Raw genomic sequence first — 14,409 nt, forward strand, 5'->3', positions numbered from 1 at the left:
ACGAAGCGTCCGCCTGGCGATGACGTTCACCGCGGTCGCTCGGCCGCGGCCCCGAGCGGAAGCGGACCGTTCACTTTTCCTCCGGCAGAATCCCCCGATCCGAGCGGAGGGGAGCTGACGATGCGCTACGCCATCCCTGGCCGGCAGGTGGCCGCATGAGGTCCTACAACGGTATCGCCGTGTGGCTGCTGACGCTGCTCGCCATGCTTTTCATGGGCGCGCTGTTCGCGGTGGCCTTTTTCGTCGAGGCCATCACGCCGCTGCAGCTGGCGACCTGGGCGTTCCCCTTCGTCGGCACGCTGCTCGGCGCCATCCTTGCCTTCAAGTACCAGGGCATCGTCGAATCGGTGAAGCGCGAGGAGCTGCGCGCCGGGGCGCTCAACCGGGCGATGCTCGTGCTGATGTCGCAAGCCAACTATCTCTCGACGGTGAAGGCGGAGCTGTTCAAGTACAACGCCGACGAGTCGCAGCGCCTCTCCAATCTGCGCTCCTTTCCCAATCCGCCGTCCAGCAACATCCGGCAACGCATCGAGGAACTGGTATTCCTGGTGGAGCTGGGCGAGTCGGAACTGGTCCTGGCGCTGGAGCGCGAGCAGCGCCGGTATGACGACTGCCTGCTGCACCTGAGCATCCGCAACGACCTGCTGTTCGACGTCATCCACCCGCTGGTGGCCCGCGCCGGGGTCATGGGCAAGCCCATCACCATGGAGCAGTTCAAGCAGGTGCTGGGCGAGATGAACTACGGGCGCTGGGAGGCGGCGACCCAGAACGCCTACCGCGTCGTCCCCGCAGCGCTGATCTCCAATCCTGCATTGATCGCCAAACTGCGCGATACCGGCAAGAAGCTCTTCCCGCGGCGCAAATTCATCGACCGCATCAGCCTGCCGGAAGCCTGATGCCACAAGAAGCGCTCATGCGCGCCGCGGCGACGGCGTCAGCGTTTGCGCCATAGTTGATGCCTATCACGAAGATCGCAACAATCGAATTCTATCGATCGCTTCGCTCGCGTAGATTCGACCCGAATCAGTGTTGCCGGCCGTCGCGACGCGCGCCTAAATAAGGCATCGTGTCCGTCGCGCGGGGACTCGGTGATGGCCTTGGCGAAGCGCGACATCTTCCTGCCCTCTCGGGACCCCGCCGCCGCGCCGGACGCACTGACGTCGATCAGAACGTGTCATGGGGCCACCCCATCCAAGGAGAAAGAGCGCATGTCAAACGAAGCGAAGTGTCCGTTCCACCCGACTGCCGGCGGCGGCACGACCAATCGCGATTGGTGGCCCAAGCAGTTGCGGCTGGACCTGTTGAACCAGCATTCCGAGAAGTCCAACCCGCTCGACAAGGGCTTCAACTACGCGGAAGCCTTCAAGAGCCTCGATCTCGCCGCGGTGAAGAAAGACCTCGCCGCGCTCATGACCGATTCGCAGGACTGGTGGCCCGCCGACTTCGGCCATTACGGCCCGCTCTTCATCCGCATGGCCTGGCACAGCGCCGGCACCTATCGCATCGGCGACGGCCGCGGCGGCGGCGGCCGCGGCCAGCAGCGTTTCGCTCCCCTCAACAGCTGGCCGGACAACGTGAGCCTGGACAAGGCGCGCCGCCTGCTGTGGCCGATCAAGCAGAAGTACGGCCAGAAGATTTCCTGGGCGGACCTGTTCATCCTCACCGGCAACGTCGCGCTGGAGACCATGGGCTTCAAGACCTTCGGTTTCGCCGGCGGCCGCGAGGACACCTGGGAACCGGACCAGGACGTCTACTGGGGTACCGAGAAGACCTGGCTCGGTGGCGACCTGCGCTACGGCAAGGGCGCCGCGGGCAAGGACGACGACCAAGGTGTGCTGGTCGCCGACAAGGCGCTGCACGGCGCCGAAGCCAGCCGCACCGACCCCGGCCGCCATCTGGAGAACCCGCTCGCGGCCGTGCAGATGGGCCTTATCTACGTCAACCCGGAAGGCCCGGACGGCAACCCCGATCCGCTGCTTGCCGCGAATGACATCCGCGACACCTTCGGCCGCATGGCCATGGACGACGAGGAAACCGTCGCGCTGATCGCCGGCGGCCACACCTTCGGCAAGACCCACGGCGCCGCATCCGCCGACCACGTCGGCCCGGAGCCGGAAGCCGCGGACCTGGAGAACCAAGGCCTGGGCTGGCAGAACAGCTTCGGCACCGGCAAGGGCGCCGACACCATCACCAGCGGCCTGGAAGTCACCTGGACCAGCACGCCCACGAAGTGGGGCATGGGCTTCTTCCAGAACCTGTTCGGCCACGAGTGGGAGCTGACCAAGAGCCCGGCCGGCGCCCACCAGTGGGTGGCGAAGAATGCCCAGGCGAACATCCCGCATGCGCACGACGCATCGAAGAAGCTGATCCCGACCATGCTCACCACCGACCTCTCGCTGCGCTTCGATCCGGCCTACGAGAAGATCTCGCGCCGCTTCATGGAGCATCCGGAGGAGTTCGCCGACGCCTTCGCCCGCGCCTGGTTCAAGCTCACGCATCGCGACATGGGTCCGCGCGCCCGTTACCTCGGGCCGGAAGTGCCGGCCGAGGAACTGATCTGGCAGGACCCGATCCCTGCCGTGAACCATCCGCTGGTGGACGACAAGGACGTCGCTGCGCTCAAGCAGAAGCTCCTGGCCTCCGGCCTGTCGATCGGCGAGTTGGTGCAGACCGCATGGGCTTCGGCGTCCACTTTCCGCGGCTCCGACAAGCGCGGCGGCGCCAATGGCGCGCGCATCCGCCTGGCCCCGCAGAAGGATTGGGCGGTCAACCAGCCCGCGCAGCTGGCCAAGGTGCTGAAGGTGCTGGAAGGCATCCGGGCCGACTTCAACGGCGCCCAGTCCGGCGGCAAGAACATTTCGCTTGCTGACTTGATCGTGCTCGCCGGCAGCGCCGCCATCGAGAAGGCCGCGGAGCAGGCCGGCCATCGCGTCGCCGTACCGTTCGCGCCGGGCCGCATGGATGCCTCGCAGGAACAGACCGACGTGCACTCCGTCAACGCGCTCGAACCGGTCGCGGATGGCTTCCGCAACTACGTCAAGGGCAGCTTCAGCGTCCCGGCCGAACACCTGCTGGTGGACAAGGCCCAGCTGCTCACGCTGACCGCCCCGGAGATGACGGCGCTGATGGGCGGCCTGCGCGTGCTGAACGTGCACGTCGGCGACGCGGCGCACGGTGTCTTCACCGACCGCCCCGGCACGCTCAGCAACGACTTCTTCCGCCACCTGCTCGACATGGGCACCGAGTGGAAGCCGCTGTCGCCGGCGCGTGAGGTCTTCGAGGGCCGTGACCGCAAGACCGGCAAGCTGAAGTGGACCGGCACGCGCGTCGACCTGATCTTCGGCGCCGATGCCCGTCTGCGCGCGCTGAGCGAGGTGTATGCCAGCGGCGACGGCGAAGCGAAGTTCGTGCGCGATTTCGTCGCGGCGTGGGTGAAGGTGATGAACCTGGATCGGTTCGATCTGAAGTAATCGCCAGCCATGCGACCCCGCCGGGGCTGATGTCCCGGCGGGGTTTTTTTGTGCTCGGTTCGTGCTTGCCGATTTGCGCGGCACGTCATCATGACTGGCTTCGATGCACCGCCGATGGCGCTGTACCTAGCCCTGTCCAGCGGCCAGGCACAGCCCCTTCGGCTGCCAGTCGGGATGGCGCAGGACCACCGGTTGCAGCGCGTCATGCAGTACCAGCACCAGCGCGCGCCGGGTCGTGTTGCCGGCGCCGTAGAGCTTCATCGGCACCCCGCCGGCCACGACGTGGCCCTCACCGGCATGCGTGCGCCGCACGCCATCCGGGGTCTCGAGACACTGGGCGCCCTCGACGACATAGAAGATCTCCGGGCCGGCGTGACTGTGCGCCGCGGAATCCATGTTCGCTTCCGTGGTCGCGACCATGTAGCTGGCCAGCTGCGGCCCGTTCGTCAGAGGCACGAACGGGCCGAGCGTGGCGGCATGCTGGCCGCCCTGCGGCCGCCAGTGCTCATCGGCGATGGTCAGCAGCCAGGTACGGCCAAAGGCTTCGATCACGCTGCCATTCGCATTGCCGGCCGCACGCGCGGCAGTGCTGTCGGCAAAGGTGTCCAGGTGCAGATAGAGCGGACCACGCGGAAGCGAGTCCAGCGCTTTCTGCGCGACGATATAGCAGCCGACGTCGCCGACCGCGTGCGCGCCCAGCGGCTGGCAACCGTTCGGCACGGTGCTCCGGTGATCGTGCGCCGTCGTTTCGCCCATGGCGGCGGCCGCTGCGTGTTGCGCCAGGCAGGCGGCGGGCAAGGCATGCATGAGGACGAAGGCCGTGAGCCAGAGATGCCGTCGCATCGGTCGCACTCCCTTGTAGATGGCCGGTGATAGCCTCTGGTGGCCGCCAAGCCCGCAAGCACCGGGTCGGCGGCGAAGAACGGGCGGATGCTAGTTGGGGAGCGCACCGGGGCGATATCTGCCGAATGGCCAGGGCGCTGCCCGCTGATGATGCCCGTGGCCGCCGAGCGGCCAGGGTCACGCATGCGCCAGGATCGGATCCCTGACCCGCCCGCGTGGGACAGGAACGCCGTCGATGTTCGCGCCGCTTTCATGCGAGTCGCGCAGCACCCCGTCCAGAAACGCGATCACCTCGTCGCCCCGCCCGGACTGGGCGAGTTCGAACGCCGTGCGGCCATGCGGCCATATAGGCGTCCGAAAGAACCATTCCCATACCGCCGCGCGATCGGCCTCGATGCGATCGGCCAGGGACAGGATGTCGAGCAAGAGTTGGTTGCTCATTGATGTTCCTCCAGCAGTTCGCGCCGCCTGCCGGCCGCAGCGCATCTGCGCCGCGGCCGGCAGGCGGCGCGACGTCAGCCGAGCCGCATGGACAGCTCCACGTCCTCGGCGAATGGCACGGACAGGTAGCCGCTGGCCGGCGAACGCACGTGGGCCAGGTATTCGGGGCTGTAGTCGGCGTTGTCCGCGACGACCAGCGCGCCCGGCCGCAAGCGGCTTTCCACTAGCGCGAGTACCTCCGGATAGAGCGCCTTCGCACCGTCGAGCAGGAGCAGGTCGACGGAATCGGGCAGGTCGGTGCGCAAGGTCTGCAGCGCATCGCCCTCGCGGATCTCGACCAGATCGAACACGCCGCCGGCCCGCAGATGCTCCCTTGCCTGCGCCGCCTTGGCCGGTTCGAACTCCGTGGTGATCAGGCGGCCGCCGCCGTTGTCGCGCAGCGCCGCGGCCAGGTGCAGGGTGGAAATGCCGAACGACGTGCCGAACTCCACGATGGACCGTGCGCGAACACTGCGCGCCAGCATGTAGAGCAGGGTGGCGGTTTCGCGCGAGACAGGCAGCCACAGGTCCTTCAGGCGCTCGTAGAGGGCGCGGTATTCGGTCTTGCTGTGCATCAGCCGCGTCAGTTCTTCGCGGGGCATGTCGGTCCAGGCCGGGCTCGTCGCGGCCTGGGCCTGTTCGAACAGGTCTTCCAGCAGCGGCGCGAGCGGCGCAGTCGTCAGGGTCGTCATGAAAATCTCCAGTGCTTGTGTGTCGGTTGGCGCGCCGGATTAGAATGCGACGGATTCGTCAGGTTTCCTATTCGCATTGACCGAGCCGCCATGACTGCACGCCAGAACCCCAGGATTTCCTCGCGAAAACAGCCCCAGCAGGCCCGTTCCGCCGAACTCGTCGCCGCGGTCCTGGAAGCCGCTGCTCAGGTTTTGGCAAAAGAAGGCGCGCAACGCTTCACCACCGCGCGCGTGGCCGAGAAAGCCGGCGTCAGCATCGGCTCGCTGTACCAGTATTTCCCGAACAAGGCGGCCATCCTGTTCCGGTTGCAGAGCGACGAATGGCGACGCACCAACGAGCTGCTGAGCGGCATCCTGCAGGACAAACGCCACCCACCGCTGGACCGGTTGCGCCATCTCGTCCACGCATTCCTCCGCTCCGAATGCGAAGAAGCCGACATGCGCGTCGCCCTGGGGGACGCCGCACCGCTTTATCGCGACGCGCCGGAAGCCAAGGAGGCGAAGGCGGCGGGCGAGCGGACGATTCAGGCGTTCATGCGGGAAGCTCTGCCTAAAGCGCCGAAGGCCAAGCGTGCACTGGCCGCCGAGCTGATCACGACGACACTCAGTACCGTGGGGAAGGACTTCTCGGAGCGTCCGCACACGGACGCAGAGATCGCCACCTATGCCGATGCCATGGCGGAGATGTTTTGCGCGTACCTTAGGGGGCTTGGGGCGGTACCTGACCAGGGTAGGGCGCGCGGACGATCCGCCCGCCACACTCCCGCAGCAGATCGCTAATCTGTCTCGCAATCTCTCCGTTCTTGGAGTCCAAGTTGTTCGTCGCGATCGTCGGCTCAGTATTACTCGCAGCGCTTTGGCTGCCTTCTCTGGCGGTGCTGTTCTTTGGAGGCCGTCGGCCGCTCGTCCATGCGATGCGGAAGATCGGGATGCTGTGGTTGGCGCAGGCCATGGCAGCCGCTGCCTTGATCTACCTCGCCGACGCCGTGGGGCTGGCGAACCCAGCCGGCTACAGCCTTGCCATATGCATGGCGATAGGATGCGCGGGCGCCTTGGCACTGGGGTATGCGATGCGACGTGGTCGAGCGCGGGAAGTGCGGCCGCGTTGAGCGGAATCTGTACATGGATTGGTAAAAGGGGGGGCGATGTCGCGACAAGCTAGAAGGGCCAGCTTCATCAGTTTCGCGGTTTCCATGACCCTGGCCCTGTCCGGCACCATCTCGGCTGCGTCCGCACGGGACCCCTTGTGTGCACCGCTCAAAGCCTTCGCCGCGTCCGTAAAGCCCCATGAAACCCGCGAGTTCCAGTTCCACACCTCCTGGGGACAGGGTTTCAAGGGCAGCGACGGCTTCTCGCTCTTCGCCAAGCGCTGCGACCACGGTGGCTATGCGCCGGCCAAGGCCGCGTGCGACGCACTGTTGGAAAACGGCAGCGCGGAGTTTCCCGGGCTCAATGCCTTGCGCGTCATCGCCTGCCTATCGCCCGGCACGCGTTTTGGCCGCCAACTCAGTCTCGAACGGCTCGATCTGGCACTTCCCTACGGCACCGATCAGCGGGGCAGCGAAGTGACGATCCGGCTCGACCACGACCCCGAACTCGGGGGTGAGGCGCTCGGCATCGAGGCGAAGGGATATTGAGGCGGATTCTTTGGCGCGGACGTAAGAGCTGCCACACCTTCCCGAGCGGGGTTAGCCTGTCTCCGCACCCGCAACCTCTCCCCGCACCACACGGTTCCGCCCCTGCTGCTTGGCGGCATACAACGCCCGATCCGCGGCCACGACCATCGCCCGCCAGTTCGCGTCGCCGGGTATCGCCACGCAATACCCGATGCTCGCCGTGCACCGCAGCGTCTCGCCGGAGGGGAGGGCGATGGCGTGGTTTTCCACTGCGCTGCGCAATCGTTCCGCAATCTCTCCCGCCATGGCGGCGTCGCCGCGTCTCACCAGCACCATGAACTCCTCGCCGCCCACGCGGGCCAGCAGGTTTTCCTCACGCAGATGCCGTTTCAGGGTATCGGCGATCGCCACCAGCACCTGGTCGCCCACGTCGTGTCCCCAGCGGTCGTTGATCGCCTTGAAGTGATCCGTGTCGATCATCAGCACCGCCATCGCCGTCTCGTCGCGGTTGGCGTTCGCGACGCGGCGTTCGCCGTGTTCCCACATCACGCGACGGTTGGCGATGCCGGTGAGCGGATCCTCGTGAGCGTGGCGGATCAGTTCATCGTCCAGCTGGCGCGTCAGCATCCACAGGAAGCTCGGTGTCACCACCCAGGTCAGGATCAGCCGCGAGAGCAGGCCGAAGGTGGAGGTGGGCTCCTGGCTCACGTTGGCGGCCGGATGCAGCATCCACCACGCCACCCGGTAGAGCAGCATGAAGGCCCACAGGAAGTAGAACAGGGCGGCCAGGCGTGCGGCCACGCGGCGGGAATCGGTCACGCCGCGCCACAGGGCCAGGCCGGTCGCCACGGTGATCAGCCCGCGCAGTACTCCGCCGAGCACCACCATGACCCGGTAGTTCTCGCCCTGGACGAGGACACAGGCTGCCTCCGCGATGCCGATCGCCGCCACCGGCCAGAGCACCCACAGCTTGCGAGCCGGCTGTTCCAGATAGGCATGCACGGCCAGATAGCCCAGCACCGCGCCGGCGTCGATCAGCAGGTTGCCGACCAGCCCGAGGCGAGCGAAGTCGATATGAAACGCCGGCAGGAACAGCACCGCGAAGCCGGCAGCGAACGCCGCGTAGCTCAACCCCCACAGGAGCACGCCGCGGACTCTCCGCACTTTCCGCTGCGTCAGATGGAGTGCCAGGAAAATCGCCGAAGACAGCGCCGCCAACAGCGCGTTGACGATCAGCAGCGTGCCTGCATGGGCCAGCTTACCCAACCACTCCACGACGCCCCCTAGATGGCCCCGATGACGCTCCAATTGTAGATTGGCAAGGCGACACTTGATGACAAGCCTAGACCGGATCCGCTCATGACCGCCAGCCTCCGCGCGCTCCGCGCCGACATCACCACCCTGGACGTGGACGCCATCGTCAACGCCGCCAATTCCTCGTTGCTCGGCGGCGGTGGCGTGGACGGCGCCATCCACCGGGCGGCCGGCCCGGACCTGCTGCACGAGTGCCGCCTCCTCGGCGGCTGCAAGACCGGCGACGCGAAGATCACCCGGGGCTACCGCCTGCCGGCCCGGCACGTGATCCACACGGTGGGGCCGGTCTGGCGCGGCGGCGGCGAAGACGAGGAAGCCTTGCTGGCGTCCTGTTACCGGCGCTCGATCGAATTGGCCGTGGCGCACCACGCGGCCACGCTTGCGTTTCCCAGCATCAGCACCGGCATCTACGGCTACCCGATCGAGCGCGCCGCGCCGCTGGCCGTGGCGACCGTGCGGGAGGCGATACGCGACGCGACTGGGATGCGGGAGGTCATCTTTTGCTGTTTCTCGGCAGGAGACTTGGCCGTTTATGACGCAGTGCTCGCGGGTTGAGCGCACTATCCGGAGCTCTCATGGAACGACAGGATCGTCTTGCGGTCGAGGCGCAATATCTGCTGCTGAATGAACTGATCGGCATCGATGTCACCGCACGTGCCGTCGCCTGGGCCGACGAGCAGATTCGAGACTCGGAGGTGCCGGCCATCGAACTCATCGAGCTTTCGCTGGTGCCGGTGCAGGAGCGAAGAAAGGTGATCTGGGCGCTCGACGCGCTGTCACGCCCAGTGCGTAGTTCTCGTCCGCTGGCAGACCGATTGCTCGCGCGTTTGAGCGAGGAGTTGGCATGCCAAACCTTGGAGGTGCACACCGTGATGGGCATGCTTTGCAGCTTCCAGCACGCGTGCTCGGTGCTGGATGAGGATGAGCGTTTCCAGTTCTCGACGGCCAGCTACGAACTAGAGTTCGCCGAAACTTATGGAGGGGATGTCAGCGGTGTGGTCGAAAGGCTGGCTCGATTTATGGAACGGTATCGCACCGCGCGTACCTGACTAGGCGCCTGGCGACCGGGGCTTGGCAAGAAGCCCCCTTAGCTTCTGAGCCTATGCCACCTGCCACTACGCAGACTTCTGGCCAACAGCAGGATGCACCCCAGCACCAGCAACATCCGCAACGCATCCAGCGAATCCCCGAACGGATCGCCATTGCGCGCATGCGTGGCGATGGCGCCCAGCATCACTAGGGCGAGGACGCCGGCGGCCACCAAACGCAGGCGCGATGACAGCAGCGCAAGCGCGGACAGGGTTTCCACCCCCATTACGACGTACATCGACCACACCGGATAGCCCGATGCCTGGAAAAACTGGCGCATCTCCGCGTCATGCCAGGCTTTGCCGACCTCGAAGCCCAGGAAGCTGAGTGCGACGTAGATCGACAGTCCCACGGCCAGCCGTCCGGCCGTCCGTTGGCCATCGGCCCGCTGCCGCCATGCCTCGATCGTGGCCACCACGGCGGCGCCCACCAGCCAGGGCCCTAGCAAGACGGTCAGGCCGATCAGCCGGCGCAGGGCGTCAGCGAAGGCGGGCACCAGCGGCACCAGGGAGACGCCTGCCAACCACGCTGTGGAGAGCACGACGCAGGCGGTGATGACTACCGCCATCAGTGCGTGCCGGCCGCGCATCCGTATCGGCAGGAACAACACAGCCATGGCCAGCAGGGCCGCGATGGCCGCATGCAGCAGGAAGACAGCGGTATCCGTCATCGCCGTGGCTCGCCGAGGGAATCGCGCGAATGTAGCCGTGAAGGAGGCGCGTACCAGTGCCGGAAGTGCCGGCTGGCACGGCGTGGCCTGGTCAGATCAGGTCGTTACGGGCGGTTTGCGCGTCGTCTCAGATTCTGAGGCGGCCTCCCCGGACCCTTGCCGGACGACTTTGCCGGCAGGACGTCGCCATGATCCACACCCTGGCCATTGCCAACTACCGCTCGCTGCTCTCGCTCGCCATTCCGCTGGGCCAGCTCAATCTGATCACCGGCCCCAATGGCAGCGGCAAATCCAATCTCTACCGGGCGCTGCGCTTGCTGGCGGAGACCGCGCGCGGCGGCGTGGTGAATGCGCTGGCGCGCGAAGGCGGGTTGCCGTCGACGTTATGGGCCGGACCGGAGAAGCTCTCCCGCCGCATGAAGCAAGGCGAGGTACCGGTGCAAGGCGGGCCAAGGCAGGAGGCCGTAGCGCTCAAGCTCGGCTTTGCGAGCGACGACTTCGGCTACGCCATCGATCTCGGCTATCCCGTGCCGTTGCCTTATCCCTCGGCGTTCCAGCTCGATCCGGAAATCAAGCGCGAAGCGATCTGGGCCGGGCCGTTCCTGCGTCCGTCGAACACGTTGCTCGACCGCCGCGGCGCGATGGCGCGTGTCAAGGACGGGCGCAGCTGGCGTGTCGTAGCCGAACACCTCAGCGTATTCGACAGCGTCTTTACACAGATGGCCGATCCCGAGCGCGCACCGGAGGCCATGGTGCTGCGCGAATCCATCCGCAACTGGCGGTTCTACGATCACTTTCGCTCCGACCGCGAAGCCCCCGCGCGCCTCGCGCCGCTGGGCACGCGCACGCCGGTACTCAGTCACGACGGCAGCGACCTTGCCGCCGCCTGGCAGACCATCGTCGAGATCGGCGACCAGCAGGCGCTGGACGCGGCCGTGCAAGACGCCTTTCCCGGCGCCGCGGTCCGTGTCGACGTCAGCGATGGCCGCTTCACGCTCCTCTTCAGCCAGCACGGCCTGCTGCGCCCGCTCGCCGCCGCCGAACTCTCCGACGGCACCCTGCGCTATCTGCTATGGATCGCCGCGCTGCACACCCCCAGACCTCCGCCGCTGATGGTGCTCAACGAACCGGAAACCAGCCTCCACCCGGACCTGCTGCCAGCCTTGGCACGGCTGATCATCCAGGCGTCCAAGCGCAGCCAGGTGTGGGTGGTATCGCACGCGCCACGATTGATCGCGGCGTTGGAGGAGGCGCCGGGCTGCAATATCATCCGATTGGAGAAGACGCTGAGCGAGACGAGGGTCGTCGGGCTGCGGGAGTTGGAGGAGCCGGCGTGGTATTGGCCGGAGAGGTAGCAGCGATCGGTTCATCGATGGCATCTCTGAGAAGGGGTGGGTCGTGAGGCGACCGAAGCGTGTGTTGCAGCCAACCGCTACCTCGTCGGGTGATGCAAGAACGCTAATGGGGACGTTAACGTGTTCAACTAGCTGCTTTGCGGCAGAATCCCCGCCCGAAACAGCCCCCAATCGACACGTAGAGTGGAGGTCCGCCTCATGAAAACGCTCACGCTATCCGTCGCATCGGCACTGCTCGCCGCTTGCGCTTCCCAACCCAAGACATCCGCCGCGCCGCCAACGACTCAGATGGCGAATCCGGCATCGGTCTATTGCGGGAAGCTCGGCGGCAAGCTCGATATCGTCAAAGGCCCGGATGGGGGCGAAGTGGGTTACTGCTCGTTGCCCGGCGGGGAGCGTATCGAAGAGTGGGCGTTGTTCCGTCGCGATCATCCCTGACTTCGTGGTCCATAGCCCGCCAGCGCGCAGCAGCTACCCGTCATAGGCAAGGTGCGTTCGAATTCCGGGCCGGAGCTTGGGGCAAGCCCCTCGGATATACCCAATCGTGGATGGCAACCGCCGCCGCTGCGGCCCATAGTGCTGCTGACTCGCCCGGCTGGCGTAAGTGGGGACCTGGCCGCCGGGGGCAGCGGATGCATAGCAATCGATCAGCCCGCGGCACGTTCGTGCCGCGGCGTGCCGTTCTCACGCGTGCCACTTCGACGGAGCATGACCATGACCACTGCACTCGCCTGGTTTACGGCTTTCCATACCTTGCTCAGCCTCGTCGCCATCGTCGCCGGCTGGTTGGCAATCCGCGAGCTGATGGTAGGGCGCCGACGCTCGGCAGCCATCACGACCTTTCTCGTGACGGCCATCCTTACCAGCGTGACGGGTTTCCTTTTCCCTTATCACGGCTTCACGCCGGCCATCGGCGTAGGCATCGTTGCGATGATCGTGCTCGGGTGGACGTTGGCGGCACGGCGGTCGTTCGGCCGCTCCGGATTCTGGACCGCGCAGTTTCCGCTCGGCGTGGTGATCAGCGAGTACTTCCTGATGTTCGTGCTGGTGGCGCAGGTGTTCGCCAAGCTGCCTGCTCTGGCTGCGTTGCCGCCGGCTACGCAGAAGCCGTTGTTCGGCACGGTCCAGCTGGTGGTGCTGGTCGTCTTCGTCATTCTCGGCTTCCGCACCACGCGCGCGTTCCGTGCGCGCGCGGCCGCGTGAATAGGCGGAAGCGGAGACGATCTACGGGCAGCTTCCGTTGACCCAGTAACCCTGGGCCGTCTGCGACAACGTGGAGGAATAGAACACGTTGTCCAGCCCGCCGCCGCCCGCGAGCTTCTGGTTCGAGCCCTTGGCGTAGGCGTAGCCGCCGCTGTCGTAGGCACGGCCGTTCTGCACGTGGCCGTAGTTCGTGTCGGTGACCGTGTTGCATTGCCACTGTGCGGGTGGCGTACCCACGCCGATGTTGCTCGCTGTCGCGCTGCCGGTGGCATTGGCGGTGGTCATGGCGGTAGTGGTGAGCTGGTACCAGTTGTTGTTGGCGACGGTGACGTCGCCGCTGTAGCTGCCGCCGGAGCCCAGCGACAGGCTGAGCGGCTGGCCGCTGGCCTGGTAGCTGCTCGAGCTTGCGTTCCAGGCGTAGAGCTGGATTTGTGCGCTCTGGATCGGGTCCGTGGACGTGACGGTGCCCGAGTAGTGGATCGTCGTGCCGGACACCGACGCGCCGACGGAGACCTGGGGAATGCTGGCGCGCCGGTTATTGGCGATCAGCCAGCCGACCACGTAGTCGCCGTAGTTCATGCCGCTCTGCGCCATCCACACGCCGCCCTTGGCGGCATCGTTAGCCTGGCCGCTGCCGGCGGGCCAGGCGTGGCCAACGTTGTAGATGCGGGTGAGCGTGATGCGCGCGGCTCCATTGACCGTCGCCGTGCTGCTCGCGCCCGTGCCGTTGTAGACCGCGGCCGGGCTGCCCAGCGAGCCGGCGCCGTAGATCTGCTGGAACATCGCGACGTTGTCCGTATCCCATTTTTTGCTCACCAGCTGGTACTGGCCCGGACAGGAGGTGCTGCCGGTGGTGTACGAGCAGCCGGGCTTTTCGGCGTTGCGATCCATCTCCCCGTACGCGAGGTTGGCGATCTGCGTCGCGAAGGACGACGCATTGCCGCCTGCCAGCCCGTTGCACTTGCTGACGGCATTCGACACGTTGCTGGACAGGATGCCGGATTGGTCCACCGTGGCGCTGAATTGCGAACTGCCTACCGACGGCCCCGCCAGCGCGCCGACGCCGGCGAACAGGTTAGGCGCCTTGCACGCGGCATCCAACGCGATGGAACCGCCGGAAGACAGGCCGACGATGTAGACATGCCGGCTATCGATGTTCAGCGTCGCGCGGCCCAGCAGGTTCTGCGCCAGCGCGACCAGGTCCGCGATATGGCCCGAGCCGTCGCTGGCGCCGTCATAGTCCCAACACGCGGCGGACGTGTTGCCCGGCCAGACCTTGCTGCCCACGCCGGGCAGGGCGATCACCGCACCGCGGTTCTCTGCTGTGGCCGCGACATTGCCCCAGCTCTTGAGATCGTCGTTGGTCTGCGCGCAGCCGTGCAGCACGATCACCAGCGCACGCTTGCCGCCGGCGAGCGTGCTGTCGGGCGTGTAGATCCAGGTGGGATGGTTGTCGATGGTTTCCTTGCTGGCGTTCCAGCTTCCGGACCATGCGGCCGATGCCACGAACATGGCGGCGATCGCCATGATGGACTGCATGGTTCGGACGGCCAGACGGCCGTGGCTTCGCCAGGATGGCTTGTCCAGCTTGCTGCTCATGCTCGTTCCTCCGTCATGTCGGACAGGTGGTGTGGCATCGCGGCGGCGTCTCGCGTCGCTCAAGCTTCGTCTGCGTCG

Annotated in this window: 16 protein-coding genes; 10 read left to right on the forward strand and 6 right to left on the reverse strand. The window is 66.3% G+C overall.

Annotated features, from left to right (window positions below):
* Positions 1-155: 155 nt before the first annotated feature.
* Together RKE25_RS11585 and katG are read left to right on the forward strand one after the other, a co-directional pair.
* Positions 156-896 carry a hypothetical protein gene (locus RKE25_RS11585; RefSeq protein ID WP_311838253.1) on the forward strand — a complete coding sequence of 247 codons (741 nt, stop codon included), beginning with the start codon at positions 156-158 and terminating at the stop codon, positions 894-896.
* A gap of 312 nt (positions 897-1,208) precedes the next feature.
* Positions 1,209-3,470 carry a catalase/peroxidase HPI gene (gene katG, locus RKE25_RS11590; RefSeq protein ID WP_311838254.1) on the forward strand — a complete coding sequence of 754 codons (2,262 nt, stop codon included), beginning with the start codon at positions 1,209-1,211 and terminating at the stop codon, positions 3,468-3,470.
* Positions 3,471-3,596: 126 nt separating this feature from the next.
* Here katG and RKE25_RS11595 read toward each other — a convergent pair whose 3' ends face one another.
* The 3 genes from RKE25_RS11595 to RKE25_RS11605 form a co-directional block, all read right to left on the reverse strand.
* On the reverse strand, positions 3,597-4,313 hold the full coding sequence (locus RKE25_RS11595; RefSeq protein WP_311838255.1) for a hypothetical protein: 717 nt from the start codon (positions 4,311-4,313) through the stop codon (positions 3,597-3,599).
* A 177-nt stretch (positions 4,314-4,490) separates the two neighbouring features.
* Entirely contained in the window at positions 4,491-4,739 is a 249-nt protein-coding gene (locus RKE25_RS11600) for a hypothetical protein (RefSeq protein WP_311838256.1), read from the reverse strand.
* Between the two features lie 89 nt (positions 4,740-4,828).
* Complete coding sequence (locus RKE25_RS11605) at positions 4,829-5,485, reverse strand: O-methyltransferase (RefSeq protein WP_311838257.1); 657 nt, start codon at positions 5,483-5,485, stop codon at positions 4,829-4,831.
* 90 nt (positions 5,486-5,575) lie between these two features.
* Here RKE25_RS11605 and RKE25_RS11610 point away from each other — a divergent pair, with 90 nt between their 5' ends.
* The 3 genes from RKE25_RS11610 to RKE25_RS11620 all read left to right on the forward strand — a co-directional run bounded on the left by RKE25_RS11610 (position 5,576) and on the right by RKE25_RS11620 (position 7,122).
* A complete protein-coding gene (locus tag RKE25_RS11610; protein WP_311838258.1) occupies positions 5,576-6,265 on the forward strand; it encodes a TetR family transcriptional regulator in 690 nt (229 codons plus the stop codon).
* 35 nt (positions 6,266-6,300) lie between these two features.
* Entirely contained in the window at positions 6,301-6,594 is a 294-nt protein-coding gene (locus RKE25_RS11615; RefSeq protein ID WP_311838259.1) for a hypothetical protein, read from the forward strand.
* Positions 6,595-6,678: 84 nt separating this feature from the next.
* Entirely contained in the window at positions 6,679-7,122 is a 444-nt protein-coding gene (locus tag RKE25_RS11620) for a hypothetical protein (protein ID WP_311838260.1), read from the forward strand.
* 51 nt (positions 7,123-7,173) lie between these two features.
* On the opposite strand, the gene RKE25_RS11625 is transcribed toward RKE25_RS11620, so the two are convergent.
* Positions 7,174-8,376: a GGDEF domain-containing protein gene (locus RKE25_RS11625; RefSeq protein ID WP_311838261.1), complete on the reverse strand. Its 1,203-nt coding sequence runs from the start codon at positions 8,374-8,376 to the stop codon at positions 7,174-7,176.
* 84 nt (positions 8,377-8,460) lie between these two features.
* Here RKE25_RS11625 and RKE25_RS11630 point away from each other — a divergent pair, with 84 nt between their 5' ends.
* Positions 8,461-8,970 carry an O-acetyl-ADP-ribose deacetylase gene (locus tag RKE25_RS11630; protein ID WP_311838262.1) on the forward strand — a complete coding sequence of 170 codons (510 nt, stop codon included), beginning with the start codon at positions 8,461-8,463 and terminating at the stop codon, positions 8,968-8,970.
* A 20-nt stretch (positions 8,971-8,990) separates the two neighbouring features.
* On the forward strand, positions 8,991-9,464 hold the full coding sequence (locus RKE25_RS11635) for a hypothetical protein (RefSeq protein ID WP_311838263.1): 474 nt from the start codon (positions 8,991-8,993) through the stop codon (positions 9,462-9,464).
* A 38-nt stretch (positions 9,465-9,502) separates the two neighbouring features.
* On the opposite strand, the gene RKE25_RS11640 is transcribed toward RKE25_RS11635, so the two are convergent.
* Positions 9,503-10,174 (reverse strand): DoxX family protein, encoded by a 672-nt coding sequence (locus tag RKE25_RS11640; protein ID WP_311838264.1) that lies wholly within the window; start codon positions 10,172-10,174, stop codon positions 9,503-9,505.
* A gap of 188 nt (positions 10,175-10,362) precedes the next feature.
* On the opposite strand from RKE25_RS11640, the gene RKE25_RS11645 reads away from it, so the two are divergent.
* From RKE25_RS11645 to RKE25_RS11655, 3 genes are all read left to right on the forward strand, one after another.
* Positions 10,363-11,529, forward strand: a complete 1,167-nt coding sequence (locus tag RKE25_RS11645) for an AAA family ATPase (RefSeq protein ID WP_311838265.1) — start codon at positions 10,363-10,365, stop codon at positions 11,527-11,529.
* A gap of 198 nt (positions 11,530-11,727) precedes the next feature.
* On the forward strand, positions 11,728-11,967 hold the full coding sequence (locus RKE25_RS11650) for a DUF333 domain-containing protein (protein ID WP_311838266.1): 240 nt from the start codon (positions 11,728-11,730) through the stop codon (positions 11,965-11,967).
* A 276-nt stretch (positions 11,968-12,243) separates the two neighbouring features.
* A complete protein-coding gene (locus RKE25_RS11655) occupies positions 12,244-12,732 on the forward strand; it encodes a hypothetical protein (RefSeq protein ID WP_311838267.1) in 489 nt (162 codons plus the stop codon).
* Between the two features lie 21 nt (positions 12,733-12,753).
* Here RKE25_RS11655 and RKE25_RS11660 read toward each other — a convergent pair whose 3' ends face one another.
* On the reverse strand, positions 12,754-14,331 hold the full coding sequence (locus RKE25_RS11660) for a PHB depolymerase family esterase (RefSeq protein ID WP_311838268.1): 1,578 nt from the start codon (positions 14,329-14,331) through the stop codon (positions 12,754-12,756).
* Between the last annotated feature and the right edge of the window lie 78 nt (positions 14,332-14,409).

It is taken from the genome of Dyella sp. BiH032, from assembly GCF_031954525.1.
GTDB lineage: Bacteria > Pseudomonadota > Gammaproteobacteria > Xanthomonadales > Rhodanobacteraceae > Dyella_D.

Excerpts from the sequence above, each read along its gene's own strand:
- RKE25_RS11585 (WP_311838253.1), top strand. The coding sequence starts at position 156 with ATGAGGTCCTACAACGGTATCGCCGTGTGGCTGCTGACGCTGCTCGCC.
- katG (WP_311838254.1), top strand. The coding sequence starts at position 1,209 with ATGTCAAACGAAGCGAAGTGTCCGTTCCACCCGACTGCCGGCGGCGGC.
- RKE25_RS11595 (WP_311838255.1), bottom strand. The coding sequence starts at position 4,313 with ATGCGACGGCATCTCTGGCTCACGGCCTTCGTCCTCATGCATGCCTTG.
- RKE25_RS11605 (WP_311838257.1), bottom strand. The coding sequence starts at position 5,485 with ATGACGACCCTGACGACTGCGCCGCTCGCGCCGCTGCTGGAAGACCTG.
- RKE25_RS11610 (WP_311838258.1), top strand. The coding sequence starts at position 5,576 with ATGACTGCACGCCAGAACCCCAGGATTTCCTCGCGAAAACAGCCCCAG.
- RKE25_RS11620 (WP_311838260.1), top strand. The coding sequence starts at position 6,679 with ATGACCCTGGCCCTGTCCGGCACCATCTCGGCTGCGTCCGCACGGGAC.
- RKE25_RS11630 (WP_311838262.1), top strand. The coding sequence starts at position 8,461 with ATGACCGCCAGCCTCCGCGCGCTCCGCGCCGACATCACCACCCTGGAC.
- RKE25_RS11635 (WP_311838263.1), top strand. The coding sequence starts at position 8,991 with ATGGAACGACAGGATCGTCTTGCGGTCGAGGCGCAATATCTGCTGCTG.
- RKE25_RS11640 (WP_311838264.1), bottom strand. The coding sequence starts at position 10,174 with ATGACGGATACCGCTGTCTTCCTGCTGCATGCGGCCATCGCGGCCCTG.
- RKE25_RS11645 (WP_311838265.1), top strand. The coding sequence starts at position 10,363 with ATGATCCACACCCTGGCCATTGCCAACTACCGCTCGCTGCTCTCGCTC.
- RKE25_RS11650 (WP_311838266.1), top strand. The coding sequence starts at position 11,728 with ATGAAAACGCTCACGCTATCCGTCGCATCGGCACTGCTCGCCGCTTGC.
- RKE25_RS11655 (WP_311838267.1), top strand. The coding sequence starts at position 12,244 with ATGACCACTGCACTCGCCTGGTTTACGGCTTTCCATACCTTGCTCAGC.
- RKE25_RS11660 (WP_311838268.1), bottom strand. The coding sequence starts at position 14,331 with ATGAGCAGCAAGCTGGACAAGCCATCCTGGCGAAGCCACGGCCGTCTG.